Below are 24,791 nucleotides of genomic sequence, written 5' to 3'. Positions count from 1 at the left end.
ATAACATGATAACATATTACTAAAAGAAAGTCAAGTTAAAAGAAGGACATCTGAGTAGATTCTGGCAAATCGCCAAATGCTCCTATAGTTTTCAACATATCTATTGTTGTTTTTGACGCTCCGCTCTCACTCTGGAACTCCTCAATAGACATGAAACCGCCCTTCTGGACTGCCTCGTAAATGCCCTTTGCAGCGTTGTCGCCGACGCCGCTCATTGCCGAGAATGGTATCCTCAGCTTGCCGTCCTCAACAAGATAGTCCGTAGCATGAGACTTGAAAAGGTCAATGGGCAGGAACTCATAACCTCTGGACATCATCTCATTAGTGATGAGCAGAATATCGTACAGAGCGCTTTCCTTGTTGGATCTGTCGTTGCCAAGCGCCTTTATCTCCTCTATCCTTGCACGGACCGCAGCCCTGCCCTTTACAGCAAGCTCTGCATCGAAGTCCTCGCCTCTTACCGAGAAGTATGTGGCGTAGTATTCCAGCGGCATATGCAGCTTGAACCAGCCCAGCTTTATGGCTGCGATAACGTAAGCCGCCGCGTGAGCCTTGGGGAACATATACTTTATCTTCAGACAGCTCTCGATGTACCACTCGGGTACGTTATGGTCGCGGAGCATCTGGATTATCTCCGGTGTGAACTGCTTGGGAGCCTTGCCCTTACGGGTCCACTCCATTATCTGGAACGCCATTTTGGGCTCTACTCCCTTATATAAAAGGTAGGTCATGATGGAGTCACGGGTTCCGATAACGTCGGAAATAGTACATACTCCGTTGTCAATGAGGTCCTTTGCGTTGCCCAGCCAAACATCGGTACCGTGTGAAAGTCCCGAGATCTGGAGGAAGTCGCTGAACTTGGTGGGCTTTGCGTCAAGAAGCATCTGTATGGTGAAGCCCGTACCCATTTCGGGTATTCCGAGACTTCCCGTCTTGCAGTAGATGTCCTCCGGAGTAACTCCCAGAACGTCGCAGTTTGTACACATACGGATAACATCGGGATCCGATGTGGGGACGTCCTTTATCTTAATTCCCGTCAGATCCTCAAGGTGCTTGTAAAGAGTAGGAACAACGTGGCCCAGCTCGTCAAGCTTGAGGATAGTATCATGGAGGGAATTGAATGTAAAGTGAGTGGTGATTATCTCAGAGTCAGCGGTATCAGCTGGGTGCTGAACGGGAGTGAAGTCGTAAACGTCATAATCCGACGGAACAACGACCATTCCTCCGGGGTGCTGACCCGTGGTCCTCTTGATACCGGTACAGCCGATAGCAAGTCGGCTCAGCTCTGCGTTGTTGAGAGTTATGCTGTTTTCCTCGCAGTACTTCTTTACATAGCCGTATGCGGTCTTTTCCGCAACTACGGATATAGTTCCTGCCTTGAAAACGTTTGCCTTTCCGAAGAGTTTCTCCGTATATCTGTGAGCCCAGAACTGGTACTCATCAGAGAAGTTAAGGTCTATATCAGGAGCCTTGTCGCCGTCAAAGCCAAGGAAGGTCTCGAATGGGATGTCATGACCGTCTCGGTTCATGTCCTTTCCGCAGTCGGGACACTTTTTCGGAGGCAGGTCAAAGCCCGAGCCGTATACACCGTCCAGCAGGAACTCACTATGCTTGCAGTTGGGGCATACATAGTGGGGCGGGAGCGGATTTACCTCCGAGATACCCGCCATAGAGGCAACGAATGAGGAACCGACTGAACCTCTTGAGCCTACCAGATAGCCATTTTCAACGGAGTTCCAAACAAGCTTCTGAGCGATGATATAAAGTACGGAAAATCCGTGCTTGATGATTGATGAAAGCTCTCTGTCGAGACGTTTATCTACCAGCTCGGGAAGCGGGTCGCCATATATCTCATGAGCCTTGTCGTGTGTTATCTTGACAAGCTCCTCCTCCGCACCCTCGATGGTGGGAGTGAAGGTACCCTTGGGGATAGGTCTGACCATTTCAATCTGGTCGGCAATGGCATTGGTATTGGTTATGACCACCTCTTTCGCCTTGTCCTCGCCCAGATACTCGAACTCAGCCAGCATTTCCTCGGTAGTTCTCAGATACAGCGGAGCCTGCTCCTCTGCGTCCTTGAAGCCCATGCTGGCAAGGATTATCTTACGGTAGATCGCGTCCTTAGGGTCAAGAAAGTGGACATCACAGGTAGCACAGGTGGGAATGCCAAGTCTGTCACCCATTTCAACGATATAGCGGTTGAAATCGCGGAGCTCATCGTCGTCTCTTGCCACGCCGTCACGGACCATAAACTCATTGTTGCCTATGGGCTGTATCTCAAGATAGTCATAGAACCTGGCAAGGTTGTCAATATAGTCCTGGTCACGCATTTCCAGCATAGCCTGGAACAGCTCTCCTGCCTCGCAGGCGCTTCCGTAGATGAGTCCCTCGCGGTGCTCAATGAGCTTGGACTTGGGGATAAGTGGCTTTTTATAGAAGTACTCAAGGTTACTGAGTGATACCAGTCTGTATAGATTTTTCAGTCCTGCCTGATTGCGGACAAGTATGATGTGGTGGTAGCTTTTCAGCTTCTTGGTCTCTATCTCCCCCACAAGTACATTGAGCTGCTGGAGTGTTGAAAAGCTTCTCTCGCTCTTGAGTCTGCCTACAAGCTCGATGTATATCTTTGCAAGCATGAGAGCGTCATCTGAGGCACGGTGGTGGTCGAACTTGCCCAGCTTCAGCTGTTTTGCCACCATATTCAGCCTGTGACGTCCCATTTCGGGAAGCATGGACTGGCACATTACGAGAGTATCTATCCAGGTGTAATCAAAGTCGATGCCCTGACGCTTCTTCACCTGATTTATCATGTTGGTGTCGTAACGGGCGTTATGGGCAACAAGCACGGGCTTGTCTCCGCAGAACTCCATGAACATACGGAGCGCCTCTGCCTCATCGGGAGCGTTTGCCACATCAGCATCGCTGATACCCGTGAGCTCGGTTATCCTCTCGGGGATATGGAAGCCCGGGTTCACCTTGGAATTGAAGCTGTCCACCACCTGAAGATTTTTCAGCTTTACAGCACCGATCTCGGTGAGCCTGTCGTTTCGGAAGCTGAGACCGGTGGTCTCAACGTCGAATATGATGATCTCGTCGTCAAAACTTCTGTCATCATCGCCGTAGATGACCATTTCACGCTCAATATCGTTTACGACATAAGCCTCCATGCCGTAGATGACCTTGAAGTTCTTGGGCATATTGTACATACAGTCGGGGAACGCCTGTACACAGCCGTGGTCGGTTATCGCCATGGCAGGATGTCCCCACTCCGCAGCCCTGTTAATGAGCTTGACAGGGTCTGTGACAGCGTCCATTGCGGACATATTGCTGTGGCAGTGAAGTTCAACACGCTTCTCGGGATAATTATCGGTCTTGGGTATACGCTTTACCTTGATGAGGGAGTTTACAGTGATAACAATATCACGGGCATAGGAATCGTAGTCCAGCTTGCCCGACACAAGAAGCGTGGCACCGCTCTTTATGGAACTGAGCTTCAGCTCCTCAACTTCCTCGTTCTTGGCGAATATCTTCAGCTTCAATGATCCGCTGTAATCGGTGACGTCAAAGGTGACAACTGTCTTTTCGCCCCTTATCTCCTTGAATTCGGAGGCGAAGACATCTCCGACCACTACTACCTTCTCGCCAAGGCGCTGTACCGCCTCGCATATCGGGATAGGCTTTTCGCGTATCGCTCTGCCTTTGACTATCTCAGCAGACTCTGCGTCAAAGTCCTTGTTCAATGCAGTCACATCTATGGTGGCAGTCGGAATGACGGACTTCATTTCCTCTGCCCTTATCTCCTCGGCAGTCTTATCGGGAACAAGCTGATCGCTGTAGTCGGGCATATCTGCCTCAAGACGCTCTATCATCTCGTCGAACTGCTCCTCGCTTACGGAGCTTTCGCCGTCGAGAACCACCTTTATGCGTATACCGAACTGATTGTATATCATTCTTGAGAAATTCTGGCAGAAATAGTATTTCTCCAGTATCTCCCTTCCGCCGTGAACTATCTTAATGCGCAGCTCCCCGTTGCTGAGCTGTACCTCAGCATCATCGAGAAAACCGTTCACTACAGGTATATCACGCTTGAGCAGCTTTATGAGCTCGCCGTAACAGTCCATACCGAACTTCTCAGAGGGATATCGGCAGGCAAGTCTCACCTGCTCCACTTTAATAGCTGCTTCCACAGCCTTTTCAAAAGCAAATATATCATCGCTGGGCACAAGCTGCGGAAAAAGGGCATGAAAGCGTATGCTTTCAAGGTTTTCCGTATAGGTGAGCTTGAATATCTCACCGCTCAGCACTGTCTCGGGCAAATCCGAGGTATATTCCTTGAGAAAATCGGATATTTTTACCTGCATCTTAAAACTCCCTGTAATACATGGCTAAAATACCATGCTCAAAAATTTGTATTTTCCAAACGCCGCAGGACTTACAGCTTATCGACCTCAGCAAGAAGCTCGGGAACTATGTCCTGCTCCTTTATCTTGCGCTGAGTGCCGTCCTTGCGGAAAATGATAGCGCAGCCGTCGCCGCCTGCGATACCTACATCAGCTTCGCGGGCTTCTCCGGGACCGTTGACGATACAGCCCATGACAGCCACAGTGATGTCCTTTTCCATGTCCTTTACTGCTTCCTCCACCATTTTTGCTGCCTTGACAAGGTCGATACGGGTCCTTCCGCAGGTGGGACATGAAACTATCCTTACGCCGCCTCTTTTACCGATACTTTTCAGTATATCCTTTGCGGCAGCTATCTCCCTGATAGGATCATCGGTAAGAGAAACTCGTATGGTCTCGCCTATTCCGTCGCAGAGCAGCGAGCCGATACCGATAGCGGACTTTATAAGTCCCATACGTTCGGTACCTGCCTCGGTAACTCCAAGGTGCAGCGGATAATTACATTTCTCCGCAGCAAGGCGGTATGAAGCGATCATTCTGTTAACGTCCGAGGACTTTATGGAGATAACTATGTCATTGAAGTCAAAATGCTCCAGCATAGCCGCATGGTTAAGAGCGCTCTCCACAAGGGCTTCGGGAGTGGGTGACCCGTATTTTGCAAGGAGCTCCTTTTCCAGAGAGCCTGAGTTCACGCCGATACGGATAGGAAGCTGTCTTGCGCGGCAGGCATCAACAACAGCCTTTACCCTGTCCATGCCTCCGATGTTTCCCGGGTTTATCCTTATCTTGTCAACGCCCGCAGCTGCGGACTCTATGGCAAGCTTGTAGTCAAAGTGTATATCCGCAACAAGAGGAATCTTAACAGCCTCCTTGATAGCGGGGATAAGCTTTACAGCCTCCATATTCGGTATGGCTGCACGGATTATCTCGCAGCCTGCCTTTTCAAGCTCAACAGCCTGTCTGACGCTGCCCTCGATATCGTCCGAGCGCATATTCAGCATTGACTGTATGTATATATGTTTTCCGTCGAGGACGCAGTCCCCTACCTTTACAGGTCTGACATTTCTCATAATATCCTCCATTTAAAGAGTTATTTTTTCACCGTCCGCAGAGATAACAGCTTCGGGGAATATCCTGCGAAGCTCCTCGGCATAGACAGCAGGGTCTTTCTCGGCAGGGCTGTAATGTGTGAGCCACAGCCGTTTCGCCTTCGCCTCCGCAGCCAGATCACAGGCGTCCTGCATGAGCATATGGTGCTTTTCATTCATGGAAGCCTTCTTCTCGGGAAGCCCGTACATACCCTCACAGATAAACAGATCCGCTCCCTGAGCAAACTCGGAAATATCCTCAAGAGGGAGACTGTCGGTAGTATAGGTTATCTTCATTGGCAGCGGTTTGGGTCCGGTTACAGCCTCGGGAGGTACTCTCGTGCCGTCATCAAGGACAACGGTCTCGCCGCTGTGGAGATGCTTCCACAGCTCTACAGGCACTCCTATCGCCTTTGCATTGTTGGGCAGGAAGGGCGGCTTCTTCTTTAAAAGCAGCGTGTACCCAAGACAGCTTACCCTATGTGAAAGGGGCATCGTCCTCACCGACAGCATGGGATCAACCATTTCCGCAGGGAAACCAAAGGGTCTGTCCTCGGGAAGACCGCGGAGCTCTACCTCATATGGCAGTCCGCCGCATATGCTCACCAGCTTTTCAATTACAGGCACACAGCTATCTGGAGCAGCTATGGTAAGGGGCTCCGTTCTTGAGCTGTTGCCGATGGAGAGCAGAAGTCCCGGAAGTCCCGCAACGTGGTCGGCATGGCAGTGAGTGATGAGTATCAGCTCTATCCTGCTCATTTTCAGACCGTGCTTTGCGATGGCGACCTGTGTTCCCTCTCCGCAGTCTATGAGGACAGCTTTTCCGTTATACTCCGCATAGAGCGAAGTCAGAAATCTGTCCTTCAGGGGCATCATGCCGCCTGTTCCGAGAAGACATATCTCAGCCATTCTTTACTCCTGTTATAAGTTTGATTATATCGTTGTATGTTGCGAATATCATTACTCCGAAGAGGAGCACCATTCCTGCCAGGTGGACATATCCCTCGTGCTCGGGCTTTACAGGCTTGCGGCGTATCAGCTCTATGAAACAGAACAGCAGTCTGCCGCCGTCAAGTCCCGGAATGGGAAGCAGATTGAATATTCCTACGTTTATGGTTATAAGTGCCGTCATGTATATGACCTGAAACAGCGCGTCAAGGAAGCTCTCCGAGTCCTCGGTGGACTCACTGATAGCAGAGACAACGCCAACAGGTCCCGAAACATCGTCCTTTTTGAGCTGTCCCGAGAACATCTGCTTTATTGAAAGTCCCACTATATGGGTCATTGACATGAACAGGTCTCCCGAGCCCTTTATGACTGTCAGGGGATTCTTGTCCTTGTATATGACCGCAAAATCAACTGTACCGCCGTCGCCATAGGTGTTTTTGAACACCACATCGTTGAGAGTCATGCGCTTTCCGTCACGCTTTACAACTACCTTGTGACCTGTATTGGGATCATAGGTGTCGAAGACATAGTTGAGGTCGAGTGTGCTGTATATCCTTGTTCCGTCAATTGAGATGATCTTGTCATTCTGTCTGAGTCCGGTTTCGTAGCTCTCAGCGTAGTAGGTCACCGTACCGTCGGTGGAGGAGATCGTTCTCTTGAAGTCCTCAACAGTGGTTGTGGGGACGCCGTCCATCATGCTTACAAGTATGATGAGCATTACGAAGCCCAGCACGAAGTTCATGCCTGCTCCCGCAAAAAGAACTATGATACGCTTCCAGAGCTTTGCATTGCGGAAGCTTCTGGGGTCGTTGTTGGTGGAGTCCTCTCCCTCCATAGCGCAGTATCCGCCCACGGGAAGAAGTCTCAGGGAGTACTTGGTCTCGCCCTTTGCCTTCTGGAGGAGCTTGGGTCCCATACCGATGGAGAACTCCAGCACCTTTATGCCGCTGAGCTTTGCACAGATAAAATGACCGAACTCATGTACCGTTACGATAAGTCCGAAAATAAGTATTGCGATAACTATGCCCATTTGTTTTTTCCTTTCTCTATACGGGAGCTTATTTTGCGGCTATGCGCTCCCTTACATATTCTCTTGCCGCCTTGTCTGCCTTCATTACGTCCTCATAGCTGTGTATCTCCGAGGGGGCAAAATGCTCAAGAACAGAGGATACTGTCTCGCCGATGTCGATGAACTCAGTCTCATCGTGAAGGAATGCCCTTACAGCCTCCTCGTTGGCGGAATTCACCAGACAGGGATATGCTCCGCCCCGCTTTATGGCTTCGATAGCTGCCGAGAGACACTTGAATGTTTCGTAGTCGGGCTTCTCAAAGGTAAGCTTGCCATAATCCGTCAGCGAGAGACGTCCCGTTGGACAGCTCATACGGTCGGGATAAAGCAGAGCGTACTGAATGGGTATCTTCATGTCGGGAACTCCCAGCTGAGCGATGACCGAGTAGTCGTTGTACTCAACAGCTGAGTGAACAACGCTCTGACGGTGTACCACTATCTCGATCTGTTCGGGGGTAAGGTCAAAGAGCCACTTTGCCTCGATGAACTCAAGTCCCTTGTTCATAAGTGTAGCAGAGTCGATGGTTATTTTATTCCCCATGTCCCAGTTTGGATGGTGGAGAGCCTGAGCCTTGGTGACTGTTTTCAGCTCCTCATAGCTCCTGCCGAAGAAAGGACCTCCTGAGGCTGTCAGGATAATCTTGCTGAGCTGTGAGCGCTTGTTGCCCTGCAAGCACTGGAATATAGCCGAATGCTCACTGTCAACGGGATATATCCTTACGCCCTTGTCGGCAGCAGCCTTCATTACCAGCTCACCGCCTGCCACAAGTGTCTCCTTGTTGGCAAGAGCAATGTCCTTGCCTGCGTCGATTGCAGTCAATGTGGGAAGAAGCCCCACCATTCCCACAACGGAATTGAGTATTATATCCGCCTCTTCCAGTGAAGCGAGGGTACAGAGTCCCTCCATGCCCGTGAGAAGCTTGACGTCCATATCCTTTACCCTGCTTTTGAGATCGCTGTATTTGTCCTCGTTGAAAATACAGGCATATGCAGGGCGGAACTTCCTTATCTGCTGCTCAAGAGCCTCAACGCTGCTGTGAGCAGCAAGGGCTGTCACCTTCAGTCCGTGCTTCTCACAGACCTCCAGGGACTGAGTTCCGATAGAACCTGTGGAGCCGAGTATCGACACCGTTTTATTCATTATATTTTCCCCTTTTCGCGGAAATAACTTCCCGATATTTTTTCATAACAAAGTTCATTATAAAATGCGAAAGGGACTATCCGTAAATAGTCCGTTTCAACAATATCACTGTACGCCGAATAAGGCGATGAATGCATAAAATGTGGGCAGCACGAAAAGAACGCTGTCGAAGCGATCCATGAGTCCGCCGTGTCCCGGCATTATCTTGCCGTAGTCCTTGAAGCCTATCTGGCGCTTTACCATAGAAGCGGAAAGGTCTCCCACAGTACCGATGACTGCGCAGACTGCTCCCGTAACGAAAGCAATGACTGCTCTCTTTGCGGTAAAGCCGTAGTAAACTGAAAATGCCACGGTATATACGATAGCAGTTGTAAGGATACCGCCAACAAGTCCCTCGATAGTCTTCTTGGGGCTTATCTCGGGGCAGAGCTTGTGCTTGCCGATAGCAACTCCCGTGAAATATGCTCCCGTATCAGCTATCCATGCGCCGCAGAGTCCCATAATGAGCAGGAAAAGTCCACTGCTCAACATATCATCGGTCATCTGCCAGCTGCGCTCAATGCGGATCATAGTAGTCATAGCCTGGGGCACAAGTATCATTACCGCAAGTACGAAGAATACCTGCTCGTAGCGTATCTCCTTGTGCTTTCTTAGCCATGTTACAAATATGACAAAAGCCGCTGCAAGCACTATACAGAAAAGTATGATATGATAATGAGGCGGATCTATTGTCTTGAAAGATCTGATGAAGTAGTGCCAATCCTTTACCTCATGCGAAATATGGTAAAGTATTGGCACAGCTATTCCGCAAGCTTCTGCTGCCAAGAGTATAGGAATACACTTGTGTAGCTTTACTGCGCGGAGAAGCTCAAAGAGCATTACTGCGATTATGGCTGCAACTGCTATGGGCAGGACTATGGTGTCATGGAAGAAAAGCACTGCACCAAGCAGCACAACTCCCACAGCTCCCGAAATGATTCGTGTAAGCATCAGACACCTCCGAAGCGGCGGTGTCTTCCGTCGAAGTCGATGAGAGCCTTGTCAAGCTCAGCGGGAGTAAAATCAGGCCAGAGAATGTCCGTAAAGTAGTACTCCGCATAGGCACACTGCCAGATAAGATAGTTGGAGAGCCTCAGCTCGCCGCTGGGACGGATAACAAGATCCACATCGGGGATCCCCTTTGTGTAGAGCTCGTTTGCGATAGACTGCTCGTTGATGTCCTCGGGACGTATCTCGCCGTTCACAGCCTTCTGTGCAAGTATCCTTGCAGCATGTGCTATCTCGTCACGGCCGCCGTAGTTGACCGCCATCATGAGAGTCATCTCGTCATACTTGGCTGTGTCCTCCTCCAGGCGTATCATTTTTTCCTGTAAGTCCTCGTCAAAGGCGCTCTTGTCCCCCAGGAAGACCATACGGGTATTCTCGCTGAGGAAGTTTCTTACATCTACGATATAATCACGGAAGAGCTCCATGATAGTGTTTACCTCATCGGAAGGACGCTGCCAGTTCTCTGTGGAAAAGGCATAGAAGCTGATGTTCTTCAGTCCGATGTCCTTGCAGTAGCGGACGATCTTCTTGAAGTTCTTTGCACCCTCGCGGTGTCCGAAGGAACGGGGCAGACCGCGCTTCTTAGCCCATCTGCCGTTTCCGTCCATGATGAAGCCGACGTGCTCGGGAAGCTTCTCGGGCAGCGTCAGCTCAGTTTTTTCCTTTTTTCCGAATAATGCCATATTTCACCAATCAGACTGTCATGATCTCTTTTTCTTTGTCTGCTACCATCTTGTCAACGTCAGCACACATCTTGTCGGTAAGGTCCTGAACCTTCTTCTCGCAGTCCTTCAGATCGTCCTCTGTTATCTCGGAGTTCTTCTTCATAGCCTTGTACTTTTCCATAGTATCACGTCTGATGGAGCGGACTGTTACCTTGCACTCCTCGCCGTACTTCTTGATGCTCTTGCAGAGCTCCTTACGGCGGTCCTCAGTGAGCTGAGGGAAAGCAAGACGGATAACATTGCCGTCGTTTACGGGCTGGATTCCGATGTCTGAAGCCTGGATAGCCTTCTCAATGAGCTTGAGAGTTGACTTGTCCCAGGGCTGGATAACAAGTATTCTTGCTTCTGATACGGAAACTGCTGCCATCTGGTTTACAGGTGTGGGAGCTCCGTAGTAGTCTACCATTACCTTGTCAAGCACGCCGGGATTGGCTCTGCCTGCACGGATAGATGCGAATTCGTTGCCGAGAGCATTAAGGCTCTTGTTCATTTTTTCCTTAGCAATATTAAGCTGTTCTTTCATTACTGTACTTTCCTTTCGGTTGATTTTTGGATTTATCAGTCCTCGGATACAACTGTACCGATGTTTTCGCCCATTACGGCGTCATAGATATTGTCGGGACGGCTGAGATCGAATACCAGCATCTTCATGTGGTTATCGCGGCACATTGCAGCAGCCGTGCTGTCCATAACACCAAGATCTTCGCCGATGACCTGTGAGAAGGTAAGGGTATCATACTTCTTGGCGTCGTCAAATTTGTGGGGATCCTTATCGTATACACCGTCAACCAGAGTAGCCTTGAGAAGTATATCAGCCTCGATCTCAACAGATCTGAGAGCAGCAGCTGTATCGGTGGAGAAGAAGGGATTACCTGTTCCGCAGCCGAATATAACTATCCTGCCCTTGTCAAGGTGTCTTACAGCTCTGTTGCGGATATAGGGCTCCGCTACCTGAGACATTGCAATAGCAGTCTGTACTCTTACTGTACAGCCAAGAGATTCAAGAACGTCTGCGAGAGCCAGAGCATTCATGGTAGTTGCCAGCATACCGATGTGGTCAGCGCGTGTTCTGTCCATAGCGCCGCTGGAGCGTCCTCTCCAGAAGTTGCCGCCGCCTACAACAACAGCTACCTGTACGCCTGCGTCAGCACACTTCTTTATGCTTTTACAGATCTCTGTTACCACATCATAGTTGAGTCCTGTCTTATTGTCGCCTGCGAGAGCTTCGCCGCTGACTTTTAATAAGATTCTTTTATACTTTGGTTCCATATAAGCACCTCACAAAAAATATATCTATAGTTTATTTTACACTAATTTCAATGATATGTAAAGTATATTTTCCGAAAAAGACGAAAAAAATTCTCGGATATTTTCGCTTCATGCCGAAAAACCGAGAACAGAAGTTTCCTCACAAAGAATACTGTCATTCTGCACAAAAATGTTGAAAAATTCTTGTTCCTGTTCATTTCGATTTTTTCTTGACAACTCCTGCCCGTCGTGGTATAATATAAAAGCTGATTAATTCGGCAGTAAAAACTGGAGAGGTATCGAAGCGGTCATAACGAGGCGGTCTTGAAAACCGTTTGACTTAACGGTCACGTGGGTTCGAATCCCACCCTCTCCGCCATTATTTTTTTATCGGTGGGCTTCTCGCTCGTCGGTTTGCGGATTTACCCAAGTGGTGAAGGGGCTCCCCTGCTAAGGGAGTAGGTCGGGAAACCGGCGCGAGAGTTCAAATCTCTCAATCCGCGCCATGAACCTGTATCGTTTGATACAGGTTTTTTGTTTTTATGCAGCTATATCTGAGGGCGTTTCTGTAGCTGTTTCAGCCGGGACGTCGGGGACGCCGTCCCCTACAGTTTTCTTGTCCTTCTCCTGTACATACCGTCACACAGTGTACTGGAGATAAGATACTTCCAGTTCTGCAAGGCTTTGCACTTCCAGACCATATATACATCAAAAGGCGGAACCATATCCGTCTTGTCGAGATGTGCAAATATATAATCTTTGACTATCTGTAAGGCTTTCTCGTCCATTCTCCTCACCTCCTTCAAATGGGTATAAGAAAACCGCTCATTGCTGGGCGGTTTAGTCACTTATTAACTTAAAGCTCTTTATTGAGGGAACGTCCACGCTAACATAGCAATCGCCAATGTATAACTCAATTTCATCTTGTCCTGATGATGTATCAATTGCATCATCAAAGCCTGTCACTTTCCCCTTATACGTTTTACCATCGGTAGTTATAATTTCGATTATCTTTTCAAAATATTCCTTAAAATCAAATATAGTCATTTACGTTCACCTCTCTTTTTACTTGGGTAATCCGGAACAATATGTATTCCATCATTACTATAATGAATTTTGAACACACTTGTAGGAACAGACTTTCCTGTCATATCATTAACTACAACACCAACTATTTTATCATTGGTTATTATAACTTCCTCGTTATCCCATTCGCCTTTCTTAGTTAATCTAATATCGCCCTTTCCTTTATATTGTTTTACAAGCTCTATTATTTCATCATCAGATATAGTAACATAACCAGGACCGTATTTTTTCTTGCTTTTTAGGTAGTTTTGTCTATCATAATATTCTTTCGTGCCTTGCCTATGAACTTTTTGTCTTGGGATAACATTATCAGTTTTCTGAAGAGGAATAACTTTTTCTTTGATTCTGCGTATTTCAGCAGCTCTTTTACGCTGTTCTTCCTCTTGTTTAATTATATCATTTTTCTCTGCTTCTGTCAACTCAGCAGCACCGTAAGACGTCTCTTTTCCGTAGTCGCGCTTCAACACTGTTGTGCCCTCATCAGCATTGACCTTGTTGATGAAGTCTTTCAGCTCTTTCTGAGCCTGTCTGAGCTCGGCTTTAGCCTTCTTGATGTTCGCAGGATCCGTGAAGCCGTTGACCTTCCGCTTTGCCTTTCTGATATCACGTTCAAGGGCTCGCTGCTGCTGTTCCAGATTGTACCGTCGCTCACTGTCGTTTTTTTGCAGAGCAGTGCTGATATATCATAAATTTACTATTTTTTACATTATTCATGTATATTTTTCTTACTCAGTCTGCTATACTGTATACAGGAGGCGATATGAGATGAAAAAAATAAACGGTTTCAATAAAGGCGTTAATTTAGGCGGCTGGCTTTCACAGTGCAACTATGAAAAGGAACACCTGGACACCTTCGTCTGCGAAAATGACTTTGAAGTGATCGCGTCGTGGGGAGCAGATCATGTGCGTGTTCCCTTCGATTATAATATAATAGAGAACTCCGACGGGTCTTTCAGTGATGAGGGATTTGCCTATCTTGACAAGGCTGTTTCCTGCGCTAAAAAGAACGGTCTCAACATTATCCTTGACCTGCATAAGACTGCCGGCTTTTCCTTTGATTACTACGGAGAGAGCGAGAGTGGTTTCTTCGACAGTGCAGAATATCAGGAGCGTTTCTACCGCCTGTGGGAGGAAGTAGCACGGCGCTACGGCTCTCTTGCTCCCAATGCTGCATTTGAGCTTCTCAACGAGGTCACCGATGCAGAGTTCATAGACAAGTGGAACATGATCGCCAAGGAGTGCATAAAGCGTATCAGGAAGATAGCTCCCGATATACTTATCCTTGTGGGAAGCTACCACAATAACAGTGCCGATACAGTTCAGTTCCTGGACGAGCCTTTCGACAGCAACGTCATCTACAATATGCACTGCTATGAGCCTCTGAAGTTCACCCATCAGGGCGCATACTGGACTACCGCTATCGACCCCAAGGAGCGAATTCCCTTTGAGAACAGCGTTACCTCTCCCGAGTACTTTGAGGAGCTTTTCTCAACTGCCATTGCCAAGGCTGAGGAGAACGGAAGCGGTCTCTACTGCGGCGAGTACGGCTGCATAGATGTGGTAAGTCCCGAGGATACCGTAAAATGGTTCAGAACTATAAACTCCGTATTCAGAAAGCACGGCATCGGCAGAGCCGCATGGAACTACAAGGCTATGGACTTCGGTCTTTCCGACCGTCGTCTTGACGGCGTCCGCAGCCAGCTTATCGAATTACTTTAAAAAAGCGATCCCCTTTGCATTATTGCAGAGGGGATCTTTTTTATTATCATTCTTCTCTTCTGGAATAGCCTGTCAGGTTGATCTCATTGTGCTCGACCGGGTTATTGAGCTCAAGATTTGTCACCTTCATACTGTTCACTCCGTCTGTTCCATGAACCGCAGTATATCTCATAACGATGCCCGTCCTCATATCTATGAGCATCTGATTTGAATAAGCCGACTGCTCAATTCTGATAGCAACGCACTGTCTGCCGAGTATCTCTTCTACACCCTCAACATACCAGTCATCAAAGTTAAACAGGGCGTCAGGGAATGAATATAAGCAATCAACATCAACGCTCTCTAAAAGTGAAGATCCATAGACCTTCCCCCAGCCGCCTATGCCGTCAGTATAATCTAATACTCGATAATTATCAGGAACATAATTCAGTTCATAAGCGGGAGATGATGATTCATAGGTATTGTATGTCATATCGAGATTATTCACTTCTGTCCACTTGTTTCCGTAATAACACTTTATGGAATCCTCATTTAAATAGCTTGATTCAGTTTTAGAATCTATATGGAAATACTGAGCACGGTTATCTGCGATGATATGCTCGCTTCTGTCCCATTTTCTGTTTGTACCATCTGTGTTTATGGTGTACAATACATCAGCAGTATCAAAATAGCGGAATGAATTTACCGATATATGATAAATATAGCTCTTGTTCTCAAGTGTATTCAGTTCATCGTATGAAGCAGCGTTCCAGATCTGCTGTGTATACTTCTCTGTATCTACCTTCTGGAACTGATAGGTGCCGTTCTCCCAGCCATAGTTCACTTCACCGAGGAGCGCATTTGCCTCATCTTCGTTTGCGAATACAGGTTCCTGGTGCATCTGGAGCTCGCCGAACTCCTCGCTGTCAGTATTTACAGGCGCAGTTGTAACGGGAGCTGTGGCCACCGCTGTTGTGGTAACGATCTGATCCTCAATATTCTCTCCAACGTTATACGAACCAATCTTCCATGCGTTATCCTCGTTGACAAGAATGAGCTCTGCTCTTACTCTTGTGCCGTCCTTGCGCTGATATATCCTCTTGCAGGTCATGGTCTCAAGACCGTCATCGAGGAGACCGTCTTCGATAAGCCACTTTATGCGTTGCTCATCGTCGGCAGGAAACTCCGAGGAAATAAGCTCATAATTGCTGAAGTTGAATGTGTTTGCAAAATTTGATGAATAGCTTTCATTGGGCTGTACAAATGCTTCGGAATAGATATTATCGTTATAGATTATGAACGCCCGCAGGTTCTGCTTTATAAAGCTTGCGTCATGGAATTCTACACCGTTCTCATATTCGCTCATATCTCCGCCCATATACTTCTCACGGGTATTGCTGCTGTAAGTGGACTCCATTATCATCTCAAATTCGTCAAATGTATCAAGCTTTTCATCAGTAACGCGGTAATAATTTATAGAGGAAGGTGCGTTAGTATCAGTAGTGCTGATGAATGTAAGGCTGTCATCAATATCAACGCCTTCCTGCGCCAAAGATTTGTGGATATGCTCCAGACCATCCGTAAGCTTATCCACTACCTTTTCCATATCCACCTTGACGATCTCTCCGTCATCGGTAATGGTAGTTACCTCCTTAACGGTGACTGTCTCGGCAAACTGGCTTGAGTCAATATCTATCCTGTCTACTCTCTTTGATCTTGTAAGGAAGACTCCTCCGCAGACACCTGTGATGAGTATTACCGCCGCAGCAGCCGCACTTACCATGCGTATCCACCTGGGACGTGAATATCTCTCTACGCCCTCAGCTTCCTTTATAAAGCCGTCCTCAGAGGTATTAGCTTCCTCCTCTCTGAGTATATTGTATTTCTTTCTTGTGATGTCATATATTTTTTCTTTCTCTTTGTTCCCCGCCGCAGTATATCTCTCTGCGACTCTTTCTATATCGCTGTCCTTGTCGCTGAACAGGTATTCAAGTTTATCCTTCATAGCTTCTCCTCCTATCTTGTGAAGCCTGCTGCCAGCAGTACATCCTTCAGACGCTTTACAGCCCTGCTGCACCTCGCTCTGACATTATCCGATGAGATCTGCACTATCTCTGCGATCTCCTTTGAGCTTCTGCCGAAAAAGTATTTCTGTATGATGATTGTAGAGTCCGGCTCCCCCAGCTCCTCCACCTTATCGTAGAGCAGCTTTCTCATTTCCGACTCCTCGGTTGAGCGCTCAATATTCTCCCCTGAGTCCAGTTCGCCTGCATCGTCTATAGGTATGTTACTGCTGTGTCTTACGACTCTTCTGTATGTATCTACTGCCTTTCGTCTTGCTACGGAAGCCGTAAAAGCCTTCAGATTACCCTGAATGACCTCCTGCTTGTCAAAGAAGATGAAGCACTGTGCGAAGACATCTCCCACACATTCGTCCACATCCTCCATAGACGCCGCTGACTTCAGTTTTGCAAACACGATGGTATACACATAATTGAAGTATTTGTCATAAAACGCACGCTGCCCCTTTTCCGGTTCAGCCTTCAGCAGATGCTGAAGTTCATTATCTGTCATTTTCATCTCTCCTGATCATGCGCATGAATTCTTTCCCCTTCATATACTCTAATCGCAGTTCCCTGCCTATACGAAACAGAAAGTATTTATTTTTTTATTTTAACCTTTGATTTTCTAAAAAAATCAGAAAGGGTACTTTACTTTTAAACGCAAATATGATATTATAATATTGTATGTAAGGTCAGTTCGACATTAATTTAACGATCAGTCCTTTTGTTTTTATTTTACGGAGGGGGTTTTTATGCAGATCGCACTCTGCGCTCTTATCGGTTACTTTTTCGGTAACATCAACCCTGCATTCATTATAGCCAAATTCAAGGGCTTCGACATAAGACAGAGAGGCTCGGGCAATGCAGGTGCTTCAAACACGGTCATCACTATCGGTAAAAAGGCAGGTCTTTTCGTCGCTCTCTTTGACATCGCAAAGGCTGTTGCAGCTTCGCTTATCGCTGCTTACTTTTTCCCGCAGCTCAAATTTGCGAAGATACTCTCCGGTTCATGCTGTATCCTGGGACATATCTTCCCTGTACTTATGAAATTCCATGGCGGTAAAGGTCTCGCCTCTCTTGGCGGCACCATTCTCGCCTTCAATCCTTTGGTATTTCTTCTTCTCCTTATATTCGAGATCGTTCTCGGATTTTCAATGGATTATGTCTGCATAGTACCTGTTACAGGCTCGGTGATCTTCACCATGATATATGCCCTGCTCACAGGTGATCCTATCGGCACCGCAATACTCTCAGCAGTCTCACTTATCATACTTTTCAAGCATATAGAAAACTTCAAGCGTATCCAGAACGGTACGGAGGCTCATATAAGCTTCCTGTGGAAAAAGGATCAGGAGATCGCAAGGATCAGAAAAAACGGAAACACATAAGAAAGTCCCTTCGGGGGCTTTTTTGCGCCCTTATGCGCCGCCGCAGCGCTATAATATGCGGCAGAACGGAGTCATTTTTATGCCAAGAAAAGCAGCGGATATGTGTGAGGGTCCCCTGGTCAGCAGGATAATACTCTACACTATCCCCATTATACTTACGGGAGTTCTCCAGCTTCTGTTCAACGCCGCCGACCTTGTAGTTGTAGGTCGCTGCTGCGGAAGCAATTCCGTTGGAGCCGTGGGCTCGACGGGCTCTATAATCAACCTTATGGTAAACCTTTTCATAGGTCTGTCCGTCGGCGCAGGCGTTACCGTGGCACACGGTCTCGGCTCCGGAAGGAACGAGGACGTCCACAGGACGGTACATACCGCTATCCCCACAGCTATTGTAAGCGGAGCAGTCCTCACACTGGTGGGAGTGCTCTTTTCGGGAACTTTCCTGAGGCTCATGGACACTCCAGAGGAGCAGCTCCATCTCGCCACATCATATATGCAGATCTACTTCTGCGGAACCATCGCCAGCATGATATATAACTTCGGTTCGGCTATCCTCCGTGCCGCAGGAGACACACAGAGTCCCCTTTACTACCTGACAGCAGCAGGAGTTCTCAATGTTCTCCTCAATCTGCTGTTCGTTATGGTGTTTAAAATGAACGTTGCGGGTGTTGCTCTCGCCACCACCATTTCACAGATACTGTCCGCAGGACTTATACTCCGCGCTCTCATGAAGCGCGAGGACGCCTGCAAGCTTGACCTCCGAAAGATGCACATCTACGGCAGACAGCTTAAAAGGATAATCCAGATAGGCTTCCCCGCAGGTATACAGGGTGCCCTGTTCTCCGCCTCAAATGTTATAATCCAGTCATCTATAAACTCTTTCGGACCTGTTGTAAACTCCGGCAACGCAGCCGCTCAGAACATAGAGGGCTTCGTATATACATCCATGAACTCATACAGCCAGACTGCTCTGAACTTCACAGGTCAGAATTACGGTGCAGGCAAATTCGACCGTATACGCAAGATAATGTGGATATGCCTTGTCTCTGTATTCTGCACAGGCGCTGCGCTGGGAGTCACCGCACTTTTCTTCGGAAAACCGCTCCTGGGCATCTACATCACCGACTCAGATGAGGCTATAAAATACGGACTGGTAAGAATGACATACATCATGCTCCCCTACTTCCTCTGCGGACTCATGGACGTTACCACGGGACTTATCCGCGGTCTGGGAAGCTCCGTAACTCCCATGCTCATAACCATTGCGGGAGTTGTGGGAATACGTCTGGGCTGGATATATGTGGTTTTCAGGATACCGCAGTATCACTCAATCAAGAGTCTTTATCTTTCCTACGCCATATCCTGGGCAGTCACATTCCTTGCTGAACTCATAGTGTTCATTGTGCTGATGAATAAGCTGAAAAAGCGGCAGAAGGAATGAGAACATAACTCATTTATACAGAAGTACAGCCCCGAGGCAAGCCCCGGGGCTATTTTTGTCGTATCTTACCCTGTAATAGTTTTATGCCGAAACAGTGTCGCAGGAAGTGAACGCCGCTTCCTCACGGCGTATAAAGTACCCCTGCTCAGCCCTGCACACAGGACATTCCTGAGGCGGCTCGCTGCCTTTGTGGATGTGTCCGCAGTTAAGGCAGATCCAGCACTGCTCTGTGTCATTGCTTCGGAAAAGCATACCGCTGCGGTAAAGCTCACCGTAGTATATGAACCTTGCTCTGTGGCTGTTTTCAATGTCAGCTATCATTCTGAACTTTGACGCAGCCTCGGTAAAGCCCTCTTCGGCGGCAATACGTGCAAAATCCGGATACACAACAGAAAACTCCTTCTTCTCCTCCCTCTCGGAAGCATCAAGGAGCTTTTGTATCTCCTCTGTGACTTCGGCAGGAAAGCCTGCTGAGATGTCTATATCCTGTCCCGTTCCCTCTTTAAGCAGCTTCCAGAACACCATTGCATGGCGCTCCTCCTGCTCGGCGGTGAAACGGAACATCCGCTCAAGTCCCACCAGCTTCTGCTGCTGGGCAGTCAGGGCAGCCTGATAATACCTCTGCCGTGACTGGCACTCACCTGCAAAGGCTCGCATAAGATTGATACGGGTCTGACTTTCTGTAAAATTTGTCTGCATGATAATACCTCCTTTTGGAAGTATTATGTGCAGTTATTTTTTTATTATACGATCTCCCCCGGGATAGTATAACGGTATTTCATTATATTCTCAGGATTTTTCAGCCTAAGGTTCTGGATATGGCCGCACCGCGGACAGGCATCACAGATGACCTGGCTCCTCTTTGGCTTCAGCTTCTGCTCCTCACCTTCAGGATAGAACTGGACAGCGTAGGGTGTAACGAGAGTTCCTGATACTACCTTTGCCGCGCAGAATTCACATACGTTATCCATATTGTTTCCCCCTAATTTAAGATATTACAATTATAACACTTTGCGCTGTTCATGTCAATAAAGAAGGGCGGACAAATTTGTCCGCCCTCAATGAATTCAGCATTTGATTATATCTCGTTAACTTTTCTCTTAACGTAAGATGTGTGGAGAACCTCATGAGCCTTGTGGCTGCCGGGCTTCTCAAAGAACTCCTCGTAAACCTTCTTGATAGCAGGATTTTCGTGAGACTGTCTGAGAGGCATTGACTTGTCGAGGTTGTAGAGAACCTTAGCTCTCTCTTCTCTGATGTCAACGAAGTTTCTTACGCCCATAGGAACCTGAGGCTGACCGCCGCCGTTTACACAGCCGCCGGGACAAGCCATAACTTCAACGAACTGAGCGTCGCACTTGCCTGCTCTGATGTCATCGAGAACCTTTCTTGCGTTAGCAAGACCGCTGGTTACGATAACCTTAACATCGTTGCCTGCAACGTTGTATGTAGCTTCCTTGATAGCCTTTGTACCACGAACCTCGGGGAGATCTGTTACGTTCTCGCCTGTAAGTGTGTATACAGCTGTTCTGAGAGCAGCTTCCATAACACCGCCTGTAGCACCGAAGATAACGCCTGCACCTGTTGAGATTCCAAGCGGATCGTCGAACTTCTCATCGGGAAGTGAATTGAACAGTATACCTGCACGCTCGATCATTCTGCCAAGCTCACGTGTTGTAAGAGCGTAATCAACATCGGGTACACCTGCAGCGCTCTGATCGGGTCTTCCGATCTCGAACTTCTTAGCTGTACAAGGCATGATAGATACCATAACGATGTTCTTGGGATCGATACCCATCTTCTGAGCGTAGTATGTCTTTGCAGTTGCACCGAACATCTGCTGAGGAGACTTACATGAAGAAAGGTGATCGAGAAGATCGGGATAGTAGTGCTCACAGAACTTGACCCATCCGGGTGAGCATGATGTGATGAGAGGAAGTGTTCCGCCATTTGTGAAACGATCCAGGAACTCGTTAGCCTCTTCCATGATTGTGAGGTCAGCAGCAAAATCTGTATCGAATACCTTGTCGAAGCCCAGTCTGCGGAGAGCAGCTGCCATCTTGCCTTCAACGTTTGTACCGATAGGATTGCCGAAGCACTCGCCGAGACCTGCACGAACAGCAGGAGCTGTCTGTACGAGAACAGTCTTCTCGGGATCAGCGATAGCTGCCAGAACTTCCTTGGTGTAATCCTTTTCTGAGAGTGCGCCAACAGGACAAACAGCGATACACTGACCGCAGGATACACAGCTTGTCTCGCCGAGACCCATGTCAAATGCAGAGCCGATGTATGTCTTGAAGCCTCTCTCGTTAGCACCGATAACGCCGATACCCTGAGTCTTTGCACAAACTGCTACGCAGCGGCGGCAAAGGATACACTTGTTGTTGTCACGGTACATATGTGCAGCTGAGTTGTCTACCTCATACTCGTTCTTGATACCGTCGTATACAGTAGCATCCTCAACGCCGTAATCCTTAGCAAGCTTCTGGAGCTCACAGTTGCCGCTTCTTACGCAGGAGAGGCACTTTCTGTCATGAGTTGAAAGAATGAGCTCGAGAGTTCTCTTTCTTGACTCGATGACCTTGGGTGAGCTTGTGAGGATCTCCATGTTGTTGGAACAGGGATATACGCAGCCTGCTACGAGACGGAAGCCTCTGCCCTCGTTTACCTCTGTAACGCAGATACGGCAGGCACCGATCTCGTTGATCTCCTTCATATAGCAAAGTGTAGGAATTTCAAAGCCGGCCATGTGAGCAGCTTCAAGAACAGTAGTGCCCTTGGGGACTTCTAATTCAACACCGTTGATTTTAACAGTTATATTTTCCATTACTATTCCTCCGCTTACTTCTTGATGATTGCCTTGAACTTACATGTTGCGATACAAGCGCCGCACTTTACGCACTTGCTCTTATCGATCTCCATAGCAGCAAGCTTCTTGCCGGGAGCGATATAGTCAGTTCTTGTGATAGCGGATGCAGGACACTGCTTAGCACACATACCGCAGCCGATACACTTGTCCTTTTCGATCTCGAAGCTGAGGAGGTCCTTACATACGCCTGCAGGACACTTCTTGTCAACAACGTGAGCGATGTACTCATCGCGGAAGCATCTGAGTGTAGAGAGAACAGGGTTAGGAGCTGTCTGTCCGAGACCGCAGAGTGAGTTAGCCTTGATGTGGTAAGCCAGCTGTTCCAGCTTGTCGAGGTCCTCAAGAGTTCCCTTGCCCTTTGTGATCTTGTCAAGGATCTCCCACATTCTCTTTGTACCGATACGGCAGGGTGTACACTTACCGCAGGACTCGTCAACAGTGAACTCGAGGAAGAACTTAGCGATGTCGACCATACAGTTATCCTCGTCCATAACGATAAGTCCGCCAGAACCCATCATTGAACCGATACCGATGAGGTTATCGTAATCGATGGGGATATCGAAGTTTGAAGGATCGATACATCCGCCTGAAGGACCACCTGTCTGAGCAGCCTTGAACTTCTTTCCGTTGGGGATACCGCCGCCGATCTCTTCGATAACTTCGCGGAGAGTTGTACCCATAGGAACTTCAACGAGACCTGTGTTCTTGATTTTTCCGCCGAGAGCGAATACCTTGGTACCCTTTGACTTCTCGGTACCCATAGATGCGAACCAGTCTGCACCGTTGAGGATGATCTGAGGAATATTTGCATATGTCTCAACATTGTTGAGGACAGTAGGCTTCTGGAAGAGACCCTTTTCAGCAGGGAAAGGAGGTCTCGGACGGGGCTCACCACGGTTGCCCTCGATAGATGTCATAAGAGCTGTCTCCTCACCGCAGACGAAAGCGCCTGCACCGAGACGGAGGTCTATATCGAAGCAGAAATCTGTTCCGAAGATGTTCTTACCGAGCATACCGTTCTCACGAGCCTGCTTGATAGCGATGTTAAGACGCTCAACAGCGATAGGATACTCAGCACGAACGTAGATGTAGCCCTGTGTTGCGCCGATAGCGTAACCTGCGATGGACATAGCCTCAAGTACAACGTGGGGATCGCCCTCGAGTACTGAACGGTCCATGAATGCACCCGGGTCGCCCTCGTCGGCGTTACAGCAAACGTACTTCTGGTCAGCGTTGGGAACGATGTTTCTTGCAAGCTTCCACTTCATACCTGTGGGGAAGCCGCCGCCTCCACGTCCGCGGAGACCTGAATCGAGGATAGTCTGGATAACGTCCTCAGGAGTCATAGTTGTGAGGACCTTGCCCAGAGCCTGGTAACCGTCACGGCCTATGTACTCGTTGATATTCTCAGGATCAATAACACCGCAGTTTCTGAGAGCTACACGGTGCTGCTTTTTGTAGAATGATGTATCGTCGAGAGACTTGATCTCGTCGCCGGCAACAGTCTCCTCATAGAGGAATTCCTTAACAGGGTTGCCGCCGATGAGGTGCTCATCAACGATGCGGGGGATCTCATCTACCTTAACACGTGAGTAGAATGAGCCCTCGGGATATACGATCATGATAGGACCGCGCTCACAAAGTCCGAAGCATCCGGTCTTGACGATCTGTACCTTATCTGTAAGTCCCTTTTCTGCGAATTCCTTCTTAAGCTCCTCAATGATCTTGGGTGAGCCCGAAGAGGTACATCCTGTACCGCCGCAGACAAGGACGTGTCTTTCATATTTTGAAGAAGCATTGCCATGTGTTCTGAGAGCTACCTCGCCCACCATGCTGTCTCTGACAACCTTGAGTTCTTCAAGAGTCTTCATAAGTTAACCTCCTAAATGGTAATGTTTGGAATTAAGCGTATTTTGCAATGATCTTGTCAACGTCGTCAACAGTGAGACGGCCGTAAACATCTTCATTGACTGTAAGAACGGGTGCAAGACCGCAGGCGCCTATGCAGCGGCAAGCATCAAGAGAGAACTTACCGTCGGGAGTGCATTCGCCACCGCCGATTCCAAGCTTTTCCTGGAGCTTATTGTAGATATCTCCGGAACCCTTTACATAGCAAGCTGTACCGAGACAGACTGAGATCGTGTACTCTCCCTTGGGATAGAGTGAGAACTGAGCGTAGAAGGTAACAACGCCGTAGATCTTCTCAAGCGGGATGCCTGTGTTGTCGGAAATGAGAGCCTGGACCTCAATGGGAAGGTAGCCGTAGATCTCCTGAGCCTTCTGGAGTATCGGCATAAGAGAACCCTTATCGTCCTTCTTTTCTGCGATAACCTTGAGAAGCTCAGCTTCCTGCTCGGGAGTACCCTTGAAGGGAACAGTTGATTTAGCTGAATTCATTTAATGGACCTCCTTGTTTTAGCTGTGAAAAATGTAACAATGTCATGTACAAAAATAAAATGAGACAAAATATCACATCTCACATATCTTAGATATTATACCATATATAAAAGAAAATTTCTATCTCCAATTTAGCCTAATTCGTCACATGATTACTGTGCATTTTATACAATAATGTCGAAAACC

General features: G+C 48.1%; 22 protein-coding genes, 2 tRNA genes and 1 pseudogene. 5 read left to right on the top strand and 20 right to left on the bottom strand.

The window, feature by feature from the left end; translation table 11 throughout:
* Window positions 1–35: 35 nt before the first annotated feature.
* The 9 genes from T488_RS0108110 to pyrH form a co-directional block, all read right to left on the bottom strand.
* Entirely contained in the window at window positions 36–4,361 is a 4,326-nt protein-coding gene (locus tag T488_RS0108110; RefSeq protein WP_028520333.1) for a PolC-type DNA polymerase III, read from the bottom strand.
* A gap of 71 nt (window positions 4,362–4,432) precedes the next feature.
* Window positions 4,433–5,470 (bottom strand): flavodoxin-dependent (E)-4-hydroxy-3-methylbut-2-enyl-diphosphate synthase, encoded by a 1,038-nt coding sequence (gene ispG, locus T488_RS0108105; protein ID WP_028520332.1) that lies wholly within the window; start codon window positions 5,468–5,470, stop codon window positions 4,433–4,435.
* Window positions 5,471–5,482: 12 nt separating this feature from the next.
* Complete coding sequence (locus T488_RS0108100) at window positions 5,483–6,397, bottom strand: ribonuclease Z (protein ID WP_028520331.1); 915 nt, start codon at window positions 6,395–6,397, stop codon at window positions 5,483–5,485.
* Window positions 6,390–7,466, bottom strand: coding sequence for a M50 family metallopeptidase (locus T488_RS0108095; protein ID WP_028520330.1), 1,077 nt, complete (start codon window positions 7,464–7,466; stop codon window positions 6,390–6,392). Before T488_RS0108095 ends, T488_RS0108100 begins: the two co-directional genes overlap by 8 nt.
* 28 nt (window positions 7,467–7,494) lie before the next feature.
* Window positions 7,495–8,646 carry a 1-deoxy-D-xylulose-5-phosphate reductoisomerase gene (locus T488_RS0108090; RefSeq protein ID WP_028520329.1) on the bottom strand — a complete coding sequence of 384 codons (1,152 nt, stop codon included), beginning with the start codon at window positions 8,644–8,646 and terminating at the stop codon, window positions 7,495–7,497.
* A gap of 105 nt (window positions 8,647–8,751) precedes the next feature.
* Window positions 8,752–9,636 (bottom strand): phosphatidate cytidylyltransferase, encoded by an 885-nt coding sequence (locus T488_RS0108085; RefSeq protein ID WP_028520328.1) that lies wholly within the window; start codon window positions 9,634–9,636, stop codon window positions 8,752–8,754.
* The gene (uppS, locus tag T488_RS0108080) at window positions 9,636–10,376 is read right to left on the bottom strand and encodes a polyprenyl diphosphate synthase (protein ID WP_051536397.1); all 741 of its coding nucleotides are present in this window, start codon (window positions 10,374–10,376) and stop codon (window positions 9,636–9,638) included. The genes T488_RS0108085 and uppS overlap by 1 nt, the downstream gene beginning before the upstream one ends.
* 10 nt (window positions 10,377–10,386) lie before the next feature.
* Window positions 10,387–10,941, bottom strand: a complete 555-nt coding sequence (gene frr / locus T488_RS0108075) for a ribosome recycling factor (RefSeq protein WP_028520326.1) — start codon at window positions 10,939–10,941, stop codon at window positions 10,387–10,389.
* Between the two features lie 35 nt (window positions 10,942–10,976).
* Window positions 10,977–11,687, bottom strand: coding sequence for a UMP kinase (gene pyrH / locus T488_RS0108070; RefSeq protein WP_028520325.1), 711 nt, complete (start codon window positions 11,685–11,687; stop codon window positions 10,977–10,979).
* Window positions 11,688–11,956: 269 nt separating this feature from the next.
* On the opposite strand from pyrH, the gene T488_RS0108065 reads away from it, so the two are divergent.
* Together T488_RS0108065 and T488_RS0108060 are read left to right on the top strand one after the other, a co-directional pair.
* Window positions 11,957–12,045: transfer RNA gene (locus T488_RS0108065), tRNA-Ser, on the top strand.
* Between the two features lie 37 nt (window positions 12,046–12,082).
* A tRNA-Ser gene (locus T488_RS0108060) sits at window positions 12,083–12,172 on the top strand.
* Between the two features lie 99 nt (window positions 12,173–12,271).
* On the opposite strand, the gene T488_RS17435 is transcribed toward T488_RS0108060, so the two are convergent.
* The 4 genes and pseudogenes from T488_RS17435 to T488_RS20345 form a co-directional block, all read right to left on the bottom strand.
* Window positions 12,272–12,454 carry a DUF6275 family protein gene (locus T488_RS17435; RefSeq protein WP_037297585.1) on the bottom strand — a complete coding sequence of 61 codons (183 nt, stop codon included), beginning with the start codon at window positions 12,452–12,454 and terminating at the stop codon, window positions 12,272–12,274.
* A 52-nt stretch (window positions 12,455–12,506) separates the two neighbouring features.
* A complete protein-coding gene (locus T488_RS17430; protein ID WP_037297584.1) occupies window positions 12,507–12,713 on the bottom strand; it encodes a hypothetical protein in 207 nt (68 codons plus the stop codon).
* Window positions 12,710–13,219 (bottom strand): polymorphic toxin type 50 domain-containing protein, encoded by a 510-nt coding sequence (locus tag T488_RS0108045; RefSeq protein ID WP_028520324.1) that lies wholly within the window; start codon window positions 13,217–13,219, stop codon window positions 12,710–12,712. Before T488_RS0108045 ends, T488_RS17430 begins: the two co-directional genes overlap by 4 nt.
* A 39-nt stretch (window positions 13,220–13,258) precedes the next feature.
* Window positions 13,259–13,420, bottom strand: a pseudogene (locus tag T488_RS20345) (phage minor capsid protein); the annotation flags it as partial.
* 97 nt (window positions 13,421–13,517) lie between these two features.
* On the opposite strand from T488_RS20345, the gene T488_RS0108040 reads away from it, so the two are divergent.
* Window positions 13,518–14,471, top strand: coding sequence for a glycoside hydrolase family 5 protein (locus tag T488_RS0108040; protein ID WP_028520323.1), 954 nt, complete (start codon window positions 13,518–13,520; stop codon window positions 14,469–14,471).
* Between the two features lie 46 nt (window positions 14,472–14,517).
* Here T488_RS0108040 and T488_RS0108035 read toward each other — a convergent pair whose 3' ends face one another.
* Entirely contained in the window at window positions 14,518–16,455 is a 1,938-nt protein-coding gene (locus tag T488_RS0108035; protein WP_028520322.1) for a hypothetical protein, read from the bottom strand.
* A gap of 11 nt (window positions 16,456–16,466) precedes the next feature.
* Entirely contained in the window at window positions 16,467–17,024 is a 558-nt protein-coding gene (locus T488_RS0108030; protein ID WP_028520321.1) for an RNA polymerase sigma factor, read from the bottom strand.
* Between the two features lie 241 nt (window positions 17,025–17,265).
* Here T488_RS0108030 and T488_RS0108025 point away from each other — a divergent pair, with 241 nt between their 5' ends.
* Together T488_RS0108025 and T488_RS0108020 are read left to right on the top strand one after the other, a co-directional pair.
* Window positions 17,266–17,901: a glycerol-3-phosphate acyltransferase gene (locus T488_RS0108025; RefSeq protein ID WP_028520320.1), complete on the top strand. Its 636-nt coding sequence runs from the start codon at window positions 17,266–17,268 to the stop codon at window positions 17,899–17,901.
* Window positions 17,902–17,980: 79 nt separating this feature from the next.
* Entirely contained in the window at window positions 17,981–19,339 is a 1,359-nt protein-coding gene (locus T488_RS0108020) for an MATE family efflux transporter (RefSeq protein WP_028520319.1), read from the top strand.
* A gap of 81 nt (window positions 19,340–19,420) precedes the next feature.
* On the opposite strand, the gene T488_RS0108015 is transcribed toward T488_RS0108020, so the two are convergent.
* The 5 genes from T488_RS0108015 to T488_RS0107995 form a co-directional block, all read right to left on the bottom strand.
* Entirely contained in the window at window positions 19,421–20,038 is a 618-nt protein-coding gene (locus tag T488_RS0108015; protein ID WP_028520318.1) for a rubrerythrin family protein, read from the bottom strand.
* Between the two features lie 44 nt (window positions 20,039–20,082).
* Complete coding sequence (locus tag T488_RS0108010; protein WP_028520317.1) at window positions 20,083–20,310, bottom strand: hypothetical protein; 228 nt, start codon at window positions 20,308–20,310, stop codon at window positions 20,083–20,085.
* A gap of 107 nt (window positions 20,311–20,417) precedes the next feature.
* Entirely contained in the window at window positions 20,418–22,166 is a 1,749-nt protein-coding gene (locus T488_RS0108005) for an NADH-dependent [FeFe] hydrogenase, group A6 (RefSeq protein WP_028520316.1), read from the bottom strand.
* Between the two features lie 14 nt (window positions 22,167–22,180).
* Entirely contained in the window at window positions 22,181–24,040 is a 1,860-nt protein-coding gene (locus T488_RS0108000; RefSeq protein ID WP_051536420.1) for an NADH-quinone oxidoreductase subunit NuoF, read from the bottom strand.
* Between the two features lie 70 nt (window positions 24,041–24,110).
* Window positions 24,111–24,605 carry a complex I 24 kDa subunit family protein gene (locus tag T488_RS0107995; protein WP_028520314.1) on the bottom strand — a complete coding sequence of 165 codons (495 nt, stop codon included), beginning with the start codon at window positions 24,603–24,605 and terminating at the stop codon, window positions 24,111–24,113.
* Between the last annotated feature and the right edge of the window lie 186 nt (window positions 24,606–24,791).

It is taken from the genome of Ruminococcus flavefaciens ND2009 (assembly GCF_000621785.1).
Classification (GTDB): domain Bacteria; phylum Bacillota; class Clostridia; order Oscillospirales; family Ruminococcaceae; genus Ruminococcus; species Ruminococcus flavefaciens_C.
The sequence above is the reverse complement of the archived record's forward strand: the minus strand, read 5'-3'. Positions and strand labels throughout refer to the sequence as shown.